This window comes from Arachidicoccus sp. (genome assembly GCF_050436765.1).
Lineage (GTDB): Bacteria > Bacteroidota > Bacteroidia > Chitinophagales > Chitinophagaceae > Arachidicoccus.
Map to the genome: position 1 here is coordinate 8,223 of NZ_JBNQGD010000140.1, position 18,986 is coordinate 27,208.

An 18,986-nucleotide genomic window follows, 5' to 3' on the forward strand; every position below is an offset into this window, starting at 1 on the left:
ATGGGAAAGCGGGTACTCGTTATGAATTTCAACGCCGCACTTTTGAAAAACATACCTTAGGCGACAAAATACAACTGCACATGACACGCTGTATTTTGTGTTACCGTTGTGTAATGGTAGCGGATCAACTTACCAAAAATAGAGAACACGGTGTATTGGATCGTGGTGAACACGCGGAAATAACCAGCTATTTAGAAAAAAACTTAGATAACGAATTTATTGGAAATGTCATTGATGTTTGTCCGGTTGGCGCTTTGACAGATAAAACATTTCGATTCAAAAATCGCGTATGGTTTTTAAAACCTTTAAATGCGCATCGCGACTGCGAAAAATGTTGTGGCAAAGTAACGCTTTGGAACCGCGGCGACGAAGTCTTTCGTGTAACTGCCCGCAAAGATCAATGGGGCGAAGTAGAAGATTGGATTTGCAATGATTGTCGTTTTGATAAAAAGAAAACTAGTGATTGGATAATAGAAGGACCGAGAGAAATGGCCCGTCATTCCGTTATCTCGGCTAATAAATATATAGGTCTGAAAAAACCAACAGAAACGATTGGCGAAGTAATTGGCAAAAAGCCGCGCTTGTTTATGGACATTCGTAAGGTAAGCGGCGTAAATAAAAAAGACATTGATTTAAGCCTGATTGAAGGCCCGGCGCATTCAACAGATTTTGATAAGGATAAATAGAGATTTGCTTAAAAATTATTAGAACGTACGAAAATGACTTTATTAGCATTTGACTGGACCATTGTAATAGAAAAACTCATCTTAGTTGCTGTGGTGGTTTTTGCCAGCTTAGGCATCGCCCTATATTCCACTTGGGCAGAAAGAAAAGTTGCTGCCTTTATGCAAGACCGCAAAGGTCCAAATAGAGCCGGACCCTTTGGGTTATTGCAGCCTTTTGCTGATGGTGCCAAACTTATTTTTAAAGAAGAAATCATTCCGAACTCTTCCAATAAATGGTTATTTATTTTAGGCCCGGCAATGGCAATGACAGCAGCTTTAATTACAAGTGCCGTAATTCCCTGGGGTAATTATCTGGAAATTGGCGGTAGACATATTGATCTTCAAATTGCAGATGTAAATATTGGTATCTTATACGTTTTTGGTGCGGTCAGCATTGGTGTATATGGAATCATGATTGGCGGTTGGGCTTCCAATAATAAATTTTCTTTACTCTCTGCTTTACGGGGTGCCTCACAAGCCATTAGCTATGAATTAGCAATGGGCATGGCATTGATTGCGGTATTGATGTGTACGGGAACTTTAAGCCTAAAGACTATTGTAGATCAACAAATGGCACCCGGCCATTTATGGAATATTTGCTACCAACCATTGGGCTTTTTAATATTTTTTGTTTGTGCTTTCGCAGAATGTAACCGTACTCCATTCGATTTATCCGAGGCCGAAAATGAATTGAACATGGGCTATCACCAGGAATATTCTTCGATGAAACTTGGCTTTTATTTGTTTGCGGAATATGTGAATATGTTCATTTCCAGCGCAGTAATGGTTACCTTATTTTTTGGGGGGTACGATGTACCTTTCTTAAATGAAAGCTTGTTGTCTCCTAACGTCGCCGCGTTGATAGGCATTATCGCATTAATGGTCAAAATAGTTATTTTCATTTTCATCTTTATGTGGGTACGTTGGACAGTTCCAAGATTCCGTTATGATCAATTAATGAATTTGGGTTGGAAAAAATTATTGCCTTTAGCATTGGTGAATATGCTGATAACAGCGGTAGTGATTTTGTTACTGCATAAATAGAAATTTGGAAATTAGTTGATTGGGTACTGATAGTTAAAGCTATTAATTGAAAAAGTTGGATGATTAATTTGCCGGTCTGAGAAGATAACAATTCTTACATCGCAAATCATAAATATAATGACATGCAAAGTTTAACGAATAGATCAGAAAATGTAAACAGAAGTCCGATGACTTTTGCTGAAAGAATATATATTCCGGAGATAGCTAAAGGCATGGCTATTACCTTGAAACATTTTTTCAAAAAGAAAGTCACCGTTTCTTATCCCGATGAGACACGACCATTCAGTCCGGTTTTCAGGGGACTACACGTACTCAATCGTGATGAAGAAGGCCGCGAACGTTGCACCGCCTGCGGACTATGCGCCGTAGCTTGTCCTGCAGAAGCGATTACCATGGAAGCAGCAGAAAGATTGCCGGGTGAAGAGCATTTATATCGCGAAGAAAAATATGCTGCAAAATATGAAATAAATATGTTGCGTTGTATTTTCTGTGGATTATGCGAAGAGGCCTGCCCGAAAGATGCTATTTATTTGAGTGAAACGGTTACGCCTTCTGATTATGCCAGAAAGAAATTTATTTATACAAAACAAGATATGCTGATTCCTAATCCGGTTACCGAGCCCGAAGCTTATGCAGAGGCTCTTGGAAAGAATCAACCAACAACAGCAGGTTCGTTAAAATAAACATTGCTAAAATAATTGTTCAATAATTTTTGAAAAATAAAAAATGGGAATAGCTGCAATACTTTTTTGGATCCTAAGTGTGCTCACTATCTTTAGTGCAATAATGGTCGTTGTGAGCAAAAACCCTGTACATAGTGTGTTGTGGCTTATAGCAACATTCTTTGCAATTTCGGGGCATTATATTATGATGAACGCCCAATTTTTGGCCATCGTTAATATTATCGTGTATGCGGGTGCCATTATGGTACTTTTCCTTTTCGTAATAATGTTAATGAATCTCAACAGCAATACCGAACCGCGCAAAAATATCTGGGCAAAACTCATAGGCGTAATTTCTGCAGGTATGTTGCTTTGGATTTTAATTTCTGTTGTTCGCACCTACAGTGATCAAACAAAAGCGCATCCGCAAATAACCACTTTTAATACCGGGAATATCGGGCTAATAAAGAATTTGGGACAGGTTTTATTTACCCAATATGCATTACCATTTGAATTATGCAGTGTGTTATTTTTAAGCGCTATGATCGGTGCCATAGTGATCGGAAAGAAAAATTAACGAATGGGGGATGAACAAATGAATAGGAAAATAAATATCTTAAATAAATCGTAGATCAGACATCAAAAATCATAATTAATTATGCCTATACAATATTACATAGCCTTGGCCGTAACGCTTTTCTCTATTGGTGTTGTAGGTGTTTTAATACGCCGAAATGCTATCATTGTTTTTATGTGTATAGAACTAATGCTAAATGCGGCAAACTTGCTTTTAGTTGCATTTTCCAAGACACATCAAGGCATTGCAGGCAATGTACTTGCCGGAATTGATGGTCAAATATTTGTTTTCTTTATCATGGTAGTTGCGGCTGCGGAAGTAAGTGTAGGGCTGGCAATTATAGTAATGATGTATCGAAATACGCACTCGACAGATATCAACTTTTTAAACAGACTGAAAAACTAAATAAAAGCGATTGGCTACTCTTTTTAATTTTTACATATAAGATATTATGAACTTAGCATACTTAGTACCATTATTTCCTTTATTGGGTTTCTTAATCAACGGGATATTCCGTAAGCAACTAAGCAAACAAGCTGTGGGCATTGTTGGTTGGGGCGCTTTGTTAATTTCTTTTATTGTAAGTCTTGTACTCTTTTTCGATGTAAAATCTGGGGGAGCCGGGACCATAAGGTATTTTGATTTCATCAATATCTCAAGCTTCAACATACCATTTGCCTTTCAAATTGATCAACTGACATCCATCTTCCTATTAATCATTACTGGCGTTGGTTTTTTAATACACGTGTATTCTACTTCGTATATGCACGATGAACAATCGCATCATTTCGCGCGTTATTTCGCTTATCTGAACCTGTTTGTTTTTTCTATGCTGTTGCTCGTGATGGGTGCTAACTTCTTGATAATGTTTATCGGATGGGAAGGTGTAGGGTTATGTTCTTATTTACTCATCGGCTATTGGTTTAAAAATAATACATTCAATTATGCGGCCCGCAAAGCCTTTGTGATGAATCGTATTGGGGACCTTGGATTTATCATTGCTTTATTTTGGCTTTTAGAAAAATTGGGAACACTTAGCTATAGTGAAGTATTTACAACAGCCGCTTTATCAAAACTATCTTCTCACGACATTATAGGTATTACACTATTGTTATTTGTAGGCGCAACCGGTAAAAGCGCACAAATACCCCTATACACCTGGTTGCCGGATGCGATGGCAGGGCCGACACCTGTTTCTGCATTGATCCACGCTGCAACAATGGTTACTGCCGGTGTCTATATGATTGCGCGCAGTAATTTATTATTTGCAATGGCGCCTTTTACCAATCAAATAATCGCTATTATAGGTGTAGCCACTGCGGTGTTTGCCGCAACAATTGCTTGTAAACAAAATGATATTAAAAAAGTATTGGCTTATTCTACGGTAAGCCAATTGGGTTATATGTTTTTAGGATTAGGCGTCGGCGCTTATGGAGGAGCCGTTTTTCACGTAATGACACACGCGTTTTTTAAGGCACTTTTATTCTTGGGCGCAGGTTCTGTAATACACGCAATGGGTGGTGAACAAGATGGTCGCCGTATGGGTGGGTTGAAAAAATTTATGCCCATTACTCATATTACTTTCTTGTTAGCTTGCCTGGCTATTGCAGGTGTACCACCATTTTCAGGCTTTTTCTCTAAAGATGAAATTTTATCGGCAGCTTATGCTTCTAACCCTATCTTATATTATTTTGGTGTGTTTGGCGCATTACTCACGGCTTACTATATGTTCCGTATTTATGCCATGACATTCTTAGGGAAATTCAGAGGAACCGAAGAGCAGAAACACCATTTGCACGAAAGTCCAAAGGCGATGACGATTCCCTTGTCAATATTGGCGATTCTTGCTGTAGTAGGTGGTTTCATTGGCATTCCGGAAGTGTTTGTTCCGAATGCGCATTTATTGGAAAATTATCTGCGTCCCATATTCGCTGCTTCAGAACCACTGAAGCACGTCCATGAGGTCTCCCGCTCAACAGAACTTTTATTGATGGCCATTTCGACGATACTCATTATCCTTTCTATTATTTGGGCCTGGACCAAATTTTCTAACTATGAAGACCAGGCAAGGCCTACAACCGGCATTGCAAAAGCGTTGGAAAATAAATGGTATGTAGATGAAATATATGATGCGCTGGTTGCTAACCCGTTAATGAAGTTTACGGCTTTCTTAAAAAACATTGTTGAGAAATCCGGTATAGACGGCATTGTAAACGGAGTAGGGAAATTTATACAATATTCATCCAGGCAAATCCGATTGGTGCAAAGCGGGCAAGTAGGCTCCTATATTTTAATGATGGTACTTTCTTTGGTGATTTTGTTTTTAGTTTTCTGGAATCAGGCTTATATAGCACATTTTGTCAGCGTTATTTTTAAATAATATATACATCAACTTTTTGTAAAGAGATTACAACACAGATATGATAGTTTTACTCATTCTTATTCCGGTAATTGCAGGCCTTTTATCCTTTTTTATAAAAAATGATCGGGCAGCAAAGAACTTTTCGCTCATTGCATCGGTTATTACATTCTTAGTTACACTATATGTAATTGCCACACCAGGAACTGTTGCTTATGATACACAATGGCTGCCTCAATTAAATAGCAGCTTTTCCTTGTCAATGGATGGAATGGCCAAAATGCTTTGTCTGCTCAATGCAATTACATTGCCGTTAATTTTTTCTTCTTCGCTTGGAAACAGATATTCCAAACCCGGCAACTTCTACGCATTAATGCTGCTGACCCAAGCAGGAATGATGGGTGTTTTTCTCTCTGCAGATGTACTATTGTTTTACTTCTTCTGGGAACTTGCATTAATTCCGGCATACTTCCTTTGTTCCGAATACGGGGGCGCACGAAAAATACAAGCTACCTACAAATTTTTTGTATATACTTTCATCGGTTCTTTGCTGATGCTTATCGGATTGCTTTATTTGTATTTTATCAACCCCGAGCATAGTTTTGCTATCAGCTCTTTTTACAAAATACACCTTTCAGCGACACAACAAAATATTGGTTTTTGGCTATTCTTCCTAGCCTTCGCTATTAAAATGCCTTTGTTTCCCCTGCATACTTGGCAACCAGATGCTTATGAACAGGCGCCCACACCGGCTACAATGATTTTAAGTGGTGTAATGGTGAAAATGGGTATTTACGCCACCATCCGCTATGTGTTACCTATGTTTCCGCAAGCGGTGCTGCATTTCAATCACATCATTATTATACTTGCTGTAATTGGCATTTTATATGCTTCTCTGGTCGCTATAAAACAAGATGACTTAAAAAGATTAATCGCCTATTCTTCTATTGCACATATCTGCCTGATGTGCGCAGCCATCTTTACTCTGCAGGAAGTGGGTCTGCAAGGGGTAATGGTGCAAATGTTCAATCACGGGATTGTGGTTATCGGATTGTGGATTGTGGCTAACGCTATAGAACAACAAACCGGAACACGCAAATTTAGTGATCTTGGTGGCCTGGCACAACGTGCACCCCTATTGGCAACGATGTTTTTAATAATGGCGTTAGCGAATGTAGCACTTCCGCTCACCAACTCTTTTATAGGTGAATTTTTGATGTTTAACGGGCTATTCCGTTATAATATATGGGCAGCAGTTTTTGCATGCATCAGCATCATTTTGGTAGCGATTTATACATTGGGTGCCATGCAAAAGATATTTTACGGCGAAGTTTCTTCTTTTACAAAAGATGCAAAAGAAGCGCCTATGTATGTAAATTATACTTTGATTATTATGGCTTTAATAATTGTATTTTTAGGCGTATATCCACAGCCCATACTGCATTTGACTCGTGATACAGTACAGGCCGTATTGCATTTGAAATAATGAATAACAAACAGGTTTAAAATATTTTTGAATTTTACTTTTGAATTTTGATTTAATATAGAATTATGAACGCAATCATACTGTCAGCAATTTTAGGTGTAGTAATGATGTTTTGCAGCGCTTTTGTAAAAAATACAAAATCTTATAAAATCGTTGCGATTATTGGTTTAGTTATTTTACTGATTGCCAATATCTCTGAAACATATGGACAGCCCGTGTTCCAGATTCCTTTGTACGACATGTTGAAGTTTGACAAATTTGGTTTGTATTTCAACTCATTGGCTATTATTTGTACCATTGTTTATACGGCACTTTCAGGGTCGGAAATTGACAGAGTTGGAAATTACGTGGCTGAATATTTTGCCCTGATATTTTTTGTACTCTGCGGTATATTTATTTTGACTTCTTTTAATAGCTTATTAATGCTATTTATTGGTATAGAAATCATGTCCATTCCTTTGTATATACTTACGGGCTCTCGAAAACTTAATTTAAAAAGCAATGAAGCCTCATTGAAGTATTTTTTGATGGGCGCCTTCTCTACCGGAATTATGTTGATGGGCATTGCGCTGATATATGGAGGCACTGGAAGCTTTTTATTAGACCACACTTCTGTGGCATCCGCCTCTTTTGCAAAAGGAAGCACACCATTAGCATTTTTAGATGTCGCAGGAATGATATTGCTGTTGGCTTCCATGTGTTTTAAAGTTTCGGCAGCACCATTTCACTTTTGGGCACCGGATATTTATGACGGATCACCAAGTGTATTTACTTCATTTATGGCGACCATCGTGAAGGCCGGAGCATTTATTGCATTTATTCGATTATTCGCGGTGCGCGCAAACGCAACAAGTTTTATAGAAAATGCGGCCATTGGAGTAGATTGGAAAATGTTATTTACCATTATTATTATCGCAACGTTGTTATTCGGTAATATTACTGCCATTTTTCAACAAAGCGTTAAACGCATGCTGGCTTATTCTTCTATTGCTCAAGCCGGTTTTATGCTTTATGCATTATTAAGCTTAAACCCCACAGCATATGAAGGTATTTTATTATACACCGTAGCCTATGGATTTGCCACTATCGGTCTTTTTGCGACACTTGCCAAAATGGAAGATTATAGTTTAGAAGGTTACAATGGCATGTCCAAATCCCATCCAGCCTTGGCATTTGCCAATGCAATATTTCTATTGTCCTTAGCAGGAATCCCTCTGACAGCCGGTTTCTTTGCAAAATATTATATGTTGGCATCGGTGGTACAAATACATGGATATGTATGGGTTGCTGTTGTAGGCGTAGTTTTTGCGGCCATCAGTTCCTTTTATTATTTCCGCGTTATTCAATCAATGTATTTCAAAGAAGGGGTAGTCTCTTTCAAATTTGAAATAAGTAAAACATACAAAATACTTATTGTAGCACTGGCAATACTGGTCATCTTGATTGGCGCATTTCCACAAATAGTGTTGAATTTCTTGTACTTCTAATTTAAACTTTCAGTAGCATCTGATAATGCCACTTTCATCTCGTTTCTATAATTTAGAGGTGTCTCACTAAAATGAGCCTTAAATTTTTTAGTAAAATGACTATAGTTATTAAACCCACATTCGTAGCAGATATCAGATACGCCCATATTACTTTCATGCAATAGTTTCGCCGCATGAACCAATCGATATTCAGTCAGAAATTGCACAAAAGTTTTGTTGGTGATTTTTTTAAAATACTTGCAAAAGGACGAAGGTGTCATATTGATGTAGTGCGCAATATCGTCTAACGTAATATGTTCGCTGAAATTTTCTTTTACAAAATTAAACACCAAATTTATTCTTTGCTGGTCTTCTACCTTTGTCTCTAACAAAAAGCCCCGCGCATTCAAAATAGTATAGTTTTCTGACGCTGCCATTGAGCAAAAAACATCCAGCAGGGCAAGCATCTTTTCGCTATCATTTAACCCCGCCATCGCTTCTATTTTTGCACCAATTATTTTTTTGTCATCCCCCTGAAAAATAACCCCGTTCAAGGCCTTCTCAAATAATAACTTCACATTCCGCATTTCGGGAATATCAAAAAAGGTTTTACCAAATGCATCGTAAGACCACTGAATAACTGTTTCCCGCTGGTCCTCCTTTAATTTACCTGTAAAAGCACAATGAGGCAAATTACTCCCTATCAAGATTAAATCTCCGTGCCGATAATGTGAAAGATGGCTTCCAATCTGTCTTTTACCACCCCCTCTATTTATATATACAATTTCCAGTTCCGGGTGGTAATGCCAATAAGAACCCACAATATTCAAATTATTTTCATCAAACCTTTTATATAAAAATGAACTACCAAATTTAGGTTTAAGACTTTCTAATACCGGACTTATTGCTGTTTTCATAATTATTTCTTTTAAAACTAACAAATATATGCATCATATTATTACAATACTTAGGCAAAACTAACGAATATTAAACAAAATAGTACACATTTTGGAAAAAATACTTGTTTTATCTCGATTTGGACCGCTTTACCTTTGCACTATAAATAAATACAAAACAGAAGAAAATGAAAAAGATAATAAGCTATATGATGATTGCAGTTTTTATGTTTACTGCAGTTTTAGCAAAAGCAAATGATATCAATATTGATGTCAACGGTTCTAATAATGAGATGGTGACAGTTACGGTTAACAATACTAACACTAACGAAGCTATTTCCATTATTGATCAAAACGGCGACGTTCTATACTACACCAATAACTGGGAAAATGGCAATGTAAAAAATCTTGATTTCAGCACAGTTCCAGATGGTCAGTATTTTATAAAAATAGAAAACGGCAACATTACGAAAGCTGTTTCAATTATAAAAGATGTACATAGTTTGAATGTATCCGAAGAAAAAGATTTGTTGTTAAAACCCACTTTTGTGAAAAGGAATAACAACAAGGTAAATGTGTTTTACACAAATGAACAAAAAGTAGGTCTGTCATTAAACATATATGATAGCAACGACAACCTTGTACAAACGATTACTAGTAGCGATTTGGAATTTCAAAAAACATTAGACTTTTCTAAAGTTCCTAAAGGAACTTACAGGATTGCATTTGTATCACCGTTACTAAAACACGACTATTCAACTACTTTTGAAAACAAATAAGATTTGAACGCTGAATAACGACCACAATGATGATTAACCATGGACTTAAATGTTCATGGTTTTTTTATTTCTTTAAAAATCGCTCCAGATAATGATACTTCCACTTATTTAAATAGTCAATTTCATTTACTTTTGGAACAGGAAAAGTTAGTATACTTGCTTTCTCTGACCGCTACAATAAAATTAGTCTTAGATGAAAATATTTCTCGCACAACAGAATTATCATATAGGTAACTTTGAATCCAATACACAAAAAATAATAGAGGCTATCAAAACGGCAAAAGCGCAGAACGCAGACCTAATCATATTTAGTGAGCTATGCATTTGCGGTTATCCTCCACGCGATTTTTTGGAATTTGAAGACTTTATAGAAAAGAGCTATGCTGCCATCGATAAGATAAAACAACATGCAGATACAATCGGTGTACTGGTGGGCGCGCCGGCACGCAATCCGCAACGCGAAGGAAAAGATTTATTCAATGCCGTATTTTTACTTTATGAAAAAGAAATAAAAGCTGAAGTGCATAAAACACTCTTGCCCACCTATGACGTATTTGATGAAAACCGTTATTTTGAACCAGCTTACCAATGGAATGTAATGGAATTTAAAGGAAAACGTCTGGCCGTAACCATTTGTGAAGACATTTGGAATCTTGGCGACAATCCTTTGTACCGCATTTGTCCGATGGATATTTTAATGAAACAGCAGCCGGACATGATGATTAATCTTTCGGCATCTCCTTTTGACTATACCCACGACGAAGATCGAAAAGCCATTATCAAAGCGAATGTTCTGAAATATCAACTACCCATGTTTTATTGTAATGCGGTTGGTTCACAAACAGAGATCGTTTTTGACGGCGGATCTTATATTTTTGATCGTAAGGGAAATATTTGCAAAGCATTCCCGTTATTTGAAGAATCTGTCGATGGTTTAGAACTTAACGATGATGGTAGTTTCAATGCAGCGGTTATCGAAAGTGCAGATAAATTACCCTTACATGAATTAAATCCCGAAATATTAATACCTGAACTAAATATAGCGCAAATTTACAATGCGTTGGTGATGGGCATTCGAGATTATTTCTCTAAAATGAATTTCACAAAAGCCATTCTTGGTTCCTCGGGCGGCATTGATTCGGCAGTCACTTTAGTCCTGGCCTGCGAAGCTTTGGGCAATGAGAACGTACACGCGATGCTAATGCCCTCACCCTACTCCACAGAACATTCCGTAGCAGATGCAATAGCACTCAGCCAGCATCTAAATAATCCTTATGAAATTATTCACATTAAAGATATTTATGAAGGACTTTTAAAAGAGTTAAAACCAATCTTTAAAGATTTACCTTTTTCTGTAGCGGAAGAAAATATGCAAAGTCGCACACGAGGGAATTTGCTAATGGCCATTGCGAATAAATTTGGCTACATCTTATTAAACACTTCCAACAAAAGTGAATTATCCACCGGCTATGGCACTTTATATGGCGACATGGCCGGCGGCCTGGGTGTCTTGGGCGATTGTTACAAACTGCAGGTATACGCCTTAGCTGCTTATATCAACCGCAAAAAAGAAATAATTCCTGGTCATATTATTACCAAGGCACCCAGTGCAGAGTTGCGTCCCAATCAAAAAGACAGTGACAGCCTTCCTGATTACGAAGTACTGGACCAAATTTTATATCAGTATATCGAAATGCACCGGGGTCCTAATAAAATAAAGTCACTTGGCTTTGATGCTCTATTGGTTGACAGGACCTTAAAAATGGTCAATGTCAATGAATATAAACGCAATCAGTTTTGCCCCATCATTCGGGTTTCTGCTAAGGCCTTTGGCGTAGGCAGAAGAGTGCCTATCGTTGGAAAATATTTAATTTAAGAATTTAGAAAGGAGAGATAAATTATTTATGTTTTATCTTTCCATCCAAAATCTTCTTTTACGATGACGCTTTTTTCAAAAATTATTGCAGGTGACATTCCCAGTTATAAAATTGCAGAAGATGAATACTTTTTTGCCTTTTTAGACATCTTTCCTTTAGTGAAAGGCCATGTTTTAGTTATTCCGAAAATAGAAACAGATCAGTTTTTTGATCTGGGTGATGAATATCTAAGCAAGATCTTGGTATTTGCGAAACCCATTGCTAAAGCCATTGAAAATAGCTTTGCTTGTAATCGCTGTGCATTATCCGTCGTAGGCTTGGAAGTACCTCATGCACATATGCATTTGTTGCCTATCAATGAAATTGATGATACCAATTTTACCCGCGGTAAGCTCAAAATTTCTGATGAAGAACTAAAAGAAATTCAGGAAAAAATTATTAATAACTTAAAATAAAAATCAAAAATGAGATTTGAAACCGCCGCTTCACCAAATAGCGCAAGCTACCTATTAAAAGACACCGCCACCGGAACGCAAGCCGAAATCTATACTTTTGGTGCATTGCTAAATAAATTTATCATTCAAAGAGAAAAGGAATTGGTCAATGTGGTAGATGGTTTTTCTTCCGTCGAAGATGCAAAACAAAATATAGCGCCCGCATTTAAAAGTGCCAAACTCAGCCCTTTTGTTTGCCGTTTAGATAATGCAAAATTTACTTTTGATGACAAAGATTATACTATTCAGAAATACAATATGGGCAGCTCCGCCATTCACGGATTGATTTTCGATCAAGTTTTTTCGGTCTCTTCTACACACGCCGATGACAACAAAGCTGCCTTGGTTTTACATTACAGCTACCATACAATCGAAAACGGTTTTCCCTTTTCTTTCTTGATAGACGTACATTATAAATTGGAAAAAGACAATATGCTTTCCGTTACTACTTCGGTAACCAATAATGGAAAGAATACGATGCCATTGAACGACGGGTGGCATCCTTATTTTAAAATGGGAAAAACCATTAATACAGCAGAGGTAAAATTCAACAGCAAAGAAATTGTAGAATTTAACGACGCTTTGTTACCAACAGGTAAGACCAGTGCTTACGACCTTTTCAACGATTTTAAAGAATTCGGCAATACTGAATTGGACAATTGTTTCACTTTAAACGATCACGACCAGGCGGCTTTTCAAATGAAGGATTATGCAGTGGGTATACAGTTAAGCATTTACCCCGACGCATCTTATCCTTATTTACAAATTTACACACCACCTTCCCGTGAAAGTATTGCAGTAGAAAACTTAACAAGTGCACCGGATTCATTTAATAATAAAATGAATTTGCTAACACTGAAGCCTGACGAGACCAAACATTTTACAACGAGCTATCAATTAGGGCTGTTGTAGTCTTGCTGCGTCACAACTTACTGAAAGGCTATGCACAGAAAAAGCCTCTCGCGGCATCGATTTGTCCATCCGTTTTATCGGCAATTTGGAAAGCTATAAGAAGGAGCAAAGTATAATTTGCCTCCTGTAAGTAGGCTCCTTGAGGTTTTTTATTACATCCCCAAAGATTTTTCCATGAGAAATCTTTTAAAGGGCAATCAAAACACTTCCAATTGCTTCAACAAAACAATCGTCTCCACCGCTTCTTTAACATCGTGTGTACGAATAATATTTGCACCATTTTGCAATGCGAAAGTATGCAAAACGGTGCTTCCGTTTAAGGCCGCTTCAGAAGTAGAATGCAGTGTTTTATAAATCATCGATTTACGCGAGACACCCACCAGTATTGGCTTTTGCAGCATGGAGAAAGTGGTAAGGTTTTTCATCAATTCAAAACTTTGCGCGGGCATTTTGGCAAAACCAAAACCGGGATCTACAATTATATCCCTGATACCCGCAAGGTTGCACTGGTTAATTTTTTGAATAAAATAATCCAATACTTCCCGTGTAGCGTTTTCATATTTTGCAAGGGCATTCATGGTTTGTGGTTTGCCTTTCATATGCATAGCAATATAAGGAACCCCAAGTTCAGCTACGGTTTTCAACATCTTTTCATCTAAATTACCTGCACTAATATCGTTTACAATAGACGCACCAGCATTTACCGCCTGCTTAGCGACCTGCGCATAAAATGTATCGATAGAAATTAAGGCTTCCGGGAATTTCTTAATCACATTTTCAATGACAGGAATCACACGTTGAGCTTCTTGTGTGGCAGAAATCAATGTACTTTGAGGTCGCGTACTTTGTCCGCCAAAATCCAAAATCGTCGCGCCATCTTCCAGCATTTTTTCCGCAAGTGATAGAGCATCAGTCATTTGAGATTTTCGATTCCCTACATAAAAAGAATCATTATTAACATTAATAATGCCCATGACAATGGGTTTTTCTAAAGACAAAAGCTTTCCTTTACAATTGAGCGTAAACATTGTTTTTGTTCTATTTTTGTAAACAAATCAAGTAACTATTTTCTATGTCGCACACACTGGAACAATACGACGAAGCGGTAAATTTATGCAAAGATATCTTTTTGAAGAAAGCAAAAGATTATGGCAGCTCCTGGCGCGTATTGCGTACCATTTCTGTCATCGATCAAATTTATATCAAAGCATTACGCATTCGTAATCTGCAAGAAATAAAAACACAAAAAGTTTCGGATGACATCCCTTCAGAATTTAAAGGTATTTTAAATTATGCTGTTATAGGGCTAATTCAATTGAACTTAAAAAATACAGTTATTGAAGATTTGGGCATTGATGAAATAACGGCTCTTTATGACAAGAGTATACAGTTTGCCAAGGATACAATGCTTTCCAAAAACCATGATTACGGTGAAGCCTGGCGCGAAATGAGCATGGAAAGTTTTGTAGATTTAATACTGGTAAAGCTTTTAAGAATGAAACAAATAGTACAAAATGACGGCAAGACATTGATAAGTGAAGGCTTGGATGCCAATTATGTTGATATGCTTAATTACGCTGCGTTTGCAATTATTCTTACGAACGAAAAGAAATAAAACATTAAAATAAAAAGATGAAAAAAGCTCTTCCTATTATTCGTTGGATTGTAGGTCTTTTATTTATTTTTTCCGGACTTATAAAGGCCAATGACCCATTAGGCCTAAGTTACAAGATGCAGGAGTTCTTTAATGCTTGGGGCATTTCTTCCATAAACTTCCTGGCGCTAGGTCTTTCTATTTTTATGAATGTTCTGGAGATTGTCTTAGGAGTGGCCATGATCGTGGGTATCGGAATGAAATTTTTTACCCGTGTCATTTTTTTACTCACGCTATTCTTTGCTTTCCTTACCGGTTACGCATGGCTGAGCGGTAAATTTAGAAGCTGTGGTTGTTTTGGCGATTGTTTACCATTAAGCCCCTTCGATTCCTTTGTTAAAGATCTGATTTTATTGATTTTAATCGGCATAATTTTAAAGAACCATAAAAAAGTTATTCCTCATTTTAAACAAAAAACCCTCTCAATTGTCGTGTTATTGCTAAGCGTATTTGTGGCCGCGGGCGTACAAGCTTATACTTTAGAGCATTTACCCGTTCTAGATTGCCTGGCTTATAAACAAGGCAATCATTTATTGGAAGAAATGAAAGTACCTAAAGGAGCGATTTCTGACAGTTTTGCTATTACATTCAAATATGAAAAAGCTGGAAAAATAGTGGAATTTGATGCCAATCATTTTCCAGCCGATTTTGACTCCACTTATACTTATGTAGATCGATATGAGAAATTGGTTCGTAAAGGAAATGCAACACCTCCCATTACAGATTTTTCTCTACAAACCTTAGCCGGCGGTGATTCTACACAAGCTATTTTGGGGCAACCCAATATGTACATTTTGGTTTTGGTAAAATCTTTTGATAAATGGAAAGTACAAAAGGGAGGCTTTTATAAAATGTTAGCTTATGCTACAGTAAAAGGGTTGAAAGTTTTTGTGGCCTCGCCACAGATTGATGATGCCCTTAAACTTTTCCCTCAGAACGTAACCCTTTTAAGATTAGATGCAGTAGTGGAAAAAACGGCAGCAAGAGCGAACCCAACTTATTTTCTGATGAAGGGAGATCAGATTTTGGAAAAGAAAAGCTATGCGGATATAGAAAGTTTTATAATGAAAATTCAATAAGCCTTGAATCTTCCAACCCATGATATTATCTTATTTGACGGTGTCTGCAATTTGTGCAATGGTGCCGTGAAATTTATTATTCAGCACGATAAAAATGCCCATTTCAAGTTTGCTTCACTACAGTCGGCGTTTGCAAAAGAACTTCTAATCCAACACCAGATAGTCATCAGTGATCCGCCCCAAAGCATTCTCTTAATAAGACGCGATAAGCTATTTGATCAATCTTCCGCAGTTTTGCGCATTGCCCAAAAATTAGATGGCGCGTGGAAAATTGCGACAATATTTTTCATCCTGCCAAAGTTTATCTGCAATTTCTTTTATCGGCTTATCGCAAAAAACAGATATAAGTGGTTTGGCAAAAAACAGGAATGCTTGCTTCCCACGCCCGAATTAAAAAATAGATTTTTAGACACCTAATCTATACGGGAGGTTAAAGGATAACGCAGGTTTTTATAACCGGTCATATCCACTTTAACCGTTCCCACAACAATAGGACTTTCTATTCTTAATGGTAAATGATCGGCATCATCGCTCACCCAAACAGTCATTTTTTCCCCGCCCTTAAACATTTCCCCTTTTATCAACAGGGGCTTAAATTTTATTGCATGAAAGGTACCCAGACGAGTGGTGATTTTTTCTTTTCCCAAATAGCGGATGTATAAATTGTATACCTCATTTCCCAAAAACATTTTAAAAGGAATCTTATCGTCAGGCCTATATTTATTAAAATCGATATTGCGTGCATTAAAAACGGCACTTACCACGTCTTGTACGCAGGGCGGCGTTTTAAAAACACCTTTATCGGTGATAGCCGTATTGGTTTCTCTGTTAAATACAACGTTCTCCCTTTTTTTATATCCCCCTTCATGTATTTGTCTAATGAATTTTAATGACTGCATGGTTGCCGTATCAATATAAGATTCATAATGATCTCTAACCTTAAAAATCCAATCATAAGAAGAATTGGACCTTCCTTCACAAGAGATACGATAAACGGGTCTATTATCAAAATGTCCTAAAGTAGTGGAAATCTCCGCTGTACCCGCGTTGACATAAATACCGGCAACGGAGTAAAATATGGTAAGCGAAAAAGATTCGCCTACTTTAAAAGAGGTATTTTTCATTCCACATAAATCCTGCTCTGTTTCATTTACCTGCGTAAAGGCGCAGCAAGCCAAAATGCCAAACAATAAAAAAATCCTTCTCATACACACGCGTTTTTAAATTTAAATTTCTTTACCAATTTTATTTTCTTGCATGTTTTTTTTAAATATCTTCAAACTTAAAACAAACAAACTTCCTACCAAAGCCGGAAGGAGTATATTTATCAACCAAATAAAGCCGGTCGCACTCACAATACCTAGCGTATTGCTACTTACTAATCCAAAGACTTTTATTCCCACTTCCCCCCTTATACCCAATTCTGCAATTGGTATTGTAGGAATAATGACCATTAATAAAAGTAATAGTGTCACCAACCAGACAGCCGTTCCTGTTGGTATCACTAAATTGAATAGATAAAAGGCCAGAATATATTGTGCAACAAATATAGCATAACGCAAAAAAGAAATAAGAAGTATGCGCATCAATAAACTAAACTTAAACGCTTCTAAGCTATTGATTAATTTACGATGTTTATATACAAATGGGATTTTTTTGAACCATTTTACAAACAAAGAAATTCTAAAATAAAACAACAAACAAAGCGCCAGCCCAAAACCAACCGAATATATTAATACATGAATCCAGAAATGAGACAGCTGTATTGGGGTGTGGCTTAATGATGGCATTTTTTTTAACAAAATGATCAAGCCAATAAACCCAAAGAAAAGCGTAGCAATTAATTTGCATATCGCATTTACAAAACTTATTGCAATGGAACGTAACCGGTTTCCTTCATCCATATAGAGCATTCTTCCCAGGTATTCACCAAAACCGTTGGGGATAAATAATGAAAAAGAAAGACCTGATAATACCGATTTACAAGCTTTGCCAAAGCTAACTTTCTGCACAAAGCTTACCAAAATTTTCCACTTCCATGCTTCGAGTGCCCAATTGCCACACATTAAAACAAGCATTAGTAAAAGCAACGATCTATTTTGGATAAAAGTTTGACTAATCTCTTGCCAGCATTGCGCCAGGTGCGGTTGTTCTTTTATTTTTTGATAAATGGTGAAAGCCAGTACCACGAACAATATAGGTCCGATTACATAATTTAATATCGCTTTGTATTTTGCGTTTAGCTTCATCCGTTATTATGCAAAAATCATCTTTTTATCTTAGAAAAATCAGTTCGTCGAGTTTGTTGTTTAAAAAATAAATTGCTTTCTTGAAAAGATTATAGGTATTCGTTACTGTTTGTAACAGTACACTGCCATAAACTTAGTAATTTTGCTGTATAAATGGAGAGAAAAAGACCTGTCATATTAGCCATAGATCCGGGTACCATTAAAATGGGGTTTGCGATCCTAACATCTAAAGGCAATAAATTAGAGTTAATCTCTATGGGTACCTTGCTGCTAGCTTCTCATAAAGATATATATGTAAGATTGGAGAAGATCCATTCTACTGTTTGTGAATTAATAAAAATACACAACCCTACCACCTTTGCCATTGAAGCGCCATTTTTTGGAAAGAATGTACAAAGTATGCTAAAGCTCGGGCGTGCACAAGGAGTAGCTATCGCAGCAGCCATGCAGTTTTCTCTGTCGGTAACGGAGTATTCGCCCAAAAAAGTAAAACAATCTGTAACCGGAAACGGAAACGCCAGTAAAGAACAGGTATGGAAAATGTTGCAGCAAACCCTTAACATTCAGGAAAACCCAAAATACTTCGATGCTTCAGATGCCCTCGCCGTGGCTCTTTGCCACCATTATCAAACGATCTCCATCTTGACAAATAATACAAAAGTATTAAAAGACTGGGGCGATTTTCTATCGAAAAACCCCGACCGAATTATTGCAAAAAAGTAATGAT

General features: G+C 37.1%; 19 protein-coding genes and 1 pseudogene. 16 read left to right on the top strand and 4 right to left on the bottom strand.

Annotated elements, in window-relative coordinates; translation table 11 throughout:
- The 8 genes and pseudogenes from ACQR30_RS05780 to ACQR30_RS05815 all read left to right on the top strand — a co-directional run.
- A pseudogene (locus ACQR30_RS05780) lies at window positions 1-686 on the top strand (2Fe-2S iron-sulfur cluster-binding protein); the annotation flags it as partial.
- 33 nt (window positions 687-719) lie between these two features.
- Window positions 720-1,769 carry an NADH-quinone oxidoreductase subunit NuoH gene (gene nuoH, locus ACQR30_RS05785; protein WP_429732582.1) on the top strand — a complete coding sequence of 350 codons (1,050 nt, stop codon included), beginning with the start codon at window positions 720-722 and terminating at the stop codon, window positions 1,767-1,769.
- Between the two features lie 122 nt (window positions 1,770-1,891).
- On the top strand, window positions 1,892-2,452 hold the full coding sequence (nuoI, locus tag ACQR30_RS05790; RefSeq protein WP_429732585.1) for an NADH-quinone oxidoreductase subunit NuoI: 561 nt from the start codon (window positions 1,892-1,894) through the stop codon (window positions 2,450-2,452).
- Window positions 2,453-2,495: 43 nt separating this feature from the next.
- A complete protein-coding gene (locus ACQR30_RS05795) occupies window positions 2,496-3,008 on the top strand; it encodes an NADH-quinone oxidoreductase subunit J family protein (protein ID WP_429732587.1) in 513 nt (170 codons plus the stop codon).
- An 81-nt stretch (window positions 3,009-3,089) separates the two neighbouring features.
- Window positions 3,090-3,413, top strand: a complete 324-nt coding sequence (gene nuoK, locus ACQR30_RS05800; RefSeq protein ID WP_429732589.1) for an NADH-quinone oxidoreductase subunit NuoK — start codon at window positions 3,090-3,092, stop codon at window positions 3,411-3,413.
- A 46-nt stretch (window positions 3,414-3,459) separates the two neighbouring features.
- Window positions 3,460-5,388, top strand: coding sequence for an NADH-quinone oxidoreductase subunit L (gene nuoL, locus ACQR30_RS05805; RefSeq protein ID WP_429732592.1), 1,929 nt, complete (start codon window positions 3,460-3,462; stop codon window positions 5,386-5,388).
- Between the two features lie 40 nt (window positions 5,389-5,428).
- Window positions 5,429-6,853 carry a complex I subunit 4 family protein gene (locus ACQR30_RS05810; protein WP_429732595.1) on the top strand — a complete coding sequence of 475 codons (1,425 nt, stop codon included), beginning with the start codon at window positions 5,429-5,431 and terminating at the stop codon, window positions 6,851-6,853.
- Between the two features lie 65 nt (window positions 6,854-6,918).
- The gene (locus tag ACQR30_RS05815; RefSeq protein WP_429732598.1) at window positions 6,919-8,340 is read left to right on the top strand and encodes an NADH-quinone oxidoreductase subunit N; all 1,422 of its coding nucleotides are present in this window, start codon (window positions 6,919-6,921) and stop codon (window positions 8,338-8,340) included.
- On the opposite strand, the gene ACQR30_RS05820 is transcribed toward ACQR30_RS05815, so the two are convergent.
- Complete coding sequence (locus ACQR30_RS05820; protein ID WP_429732601.1) at window positions 8,337-9,236, bottom strand: helix-turn-helix domain-containing protein; 900 nt, start codon at window positions 9,234-9,236, stop codon at window positions 8,337-8,339. The two genes, ACQR30_RS05815 and ACQR30_RS05820, sit on opposite strands and share 4 nt — an antisense overlap.
- 167 nt (window positions 9,237-9,403) lie before the next feature.
- On the opposite strand from ACQR30_RS05820, the gene ACQR30_RS05825 reads away from it, so the two are divergent.
- From ACQR30_RS05825 to ACQR30_RS05840, 4 genes are all read left to right on the top strand, one after another.
- A complete protein-coding gene (locus ACQR30_RS05825; RefSeq protein ID WP_429732603.1) occupies window positions 9,404-9,994 on the top strand; it encodes a T9SS type A sorting domain-containing protein in 591 nt (196 codons plus the stop codon).
- A gap of 193 nt (window positions 9,995-10,187) precedes the next feature.
- A complete protein-coding gene (locus ACQR30_RS05830; RefSeq protein WP_429732606.1) occupies window positions 10,188-11,870 on the top strand; it encodes an NAD+ synthase in 1,683 nt (560 codons plus the stop codon).
- 63 nt (window positions 11,871-11,933) lie between these two features.
- The gene (locus ACQR30_RS05835) at window positions 11,934-12,326 is read left to right on the top strand and encodes an HIT family protein (RefSeq protein ID WP_429732609.1); all 393 of its coding nucleotides are present in this window, start codon (window positions 11,934-11,936) and stop codon (window positions 12,324-12,326) included.
- A 9-nt stretch (window positions 12,327-12,335) separates the two neighbouring features.
- On the top strand, window positions 12,336-13,277 hold the full coding sequence (locus ACQR30_RS05840; RefSeq protein WP_429732612.1) for an aldose 1-epimerase: 942 nt from the start codon (window positions 12,336-12,338) through the stop codon (window positions 13,275-13,277).
- 197 nt (window positions 13,278-13,474) lie between these two features.
- Here the strand turns inward: ACQR30_RS05840 and folP are convergent, their stop codons facing one another.
- Window positions 13,475-14,305 carry a dihydropteroate synthase gene (gene folP / locus ACQR30_RS05845; protein WP_429732614.1) on the bottom strand — a complete coding sequence of 277 codons (831 nt, stop codon included), beginning with the start codon at window positions 14,303-14,305 and terminating at the stop codon, window positions 13,475-13,477.
- A gap of 44 nt (window positions 14,306-14,349) precedes the next feature.
- Here folP and ACQR30_RS05850 point away from each other — a divergent pair, with 44 nt between their 5' ends.
- The 3 genes from ACQR30_RS05850 to ACQR30_RS05860 are packed head-to-tail and all read left to right on the top strand — an operon-like array spanning window position 14,350 to window position 16,427.
- Window positions 14,350-14,892: a DUF1599 domain-containing protein gene (locus ACQR30_RS05850; RefSeq protein WP_429732617.1), complete on the top strand. Its 543-nt coding sequence runs from the start codon at window positions 14,350-14,352 to the stop codon at window positions 14,890-14,892.
- A gap of 17 nt (window positions 14,893-14,909) precedes the next feature.
- Complete coding sequence (locus ACQR30_RS05855; RefSeq protein ID WP_429732620.1) at window positions 14,910-16,010, top strand: BT_3928 family protein; 1,101 nt, start codon at window positions 14,910-14,912, stop codon at window positions 16,008-16,010.
- Window positions 16,011-16,013: 3 nt separating this feature from the next.
- A complete protein-coding gene (locus tag ACQR30_RS05860; protein ID WP_429732622.1) occupies window positions 16,014-16,427 on the top strand; it encodes a thiol-disulfide oxidoreductase DCC family protein in 414 nt (137 codons plus the stop codon).
- On the opposite strand, the gene ACQR30_RS05865 is transcribed toward ACQR30_RS05860, so the two are convergent.
- Window positions 16,424-17,218, bottom strand: coding sequence for a DUF3108 domain-containing protein (locus ACQR30_RS05865; protein WP_429732624.1), 795 nt, complete (start codon window positions 17,216-17,218; stop codon window positions 16,424-16,426). The genes ACQR30_RS05860 and ACQR30_RS05865 overlap by 4 nt on opposite strands.
- 18 nt (window positions 17,219-17,236) lie before the next feature.
- Window positions 17,237-18,259: a lysylphosphatidylglycerol synthase domain-containing protein gene (locus ACQR30_RS05870; RefSeq protein WP_429732627.1), complete on the bottom strand. Its 1,023-nt coding sequence runs from the start codon at window positions 18,257-18,259 to the stop codon at window positions 17,237-17,239.
- A 153-nt stretch (window positions 18,260-18,412) separates the two neighbouring features.
- On the opposite strand from ACQR30_RS05870, the gene ruvC reads away from it, so the two are divergent.
- Window positions 18,413-18,982: a crossover junction endodeoxyribonuclease RuvC gene (gene ruvC / locus ACQR30_RS05875; protein ID WP_429732630.1), complete on the top strand. Its 570-nt coding sequence runs from the start codon at window positions 18,413-18,415 to the stop codon at window positions 18,980-18,982.
- Window positions 18,983-18,986 lie beyond the last annotated feature (4 nt).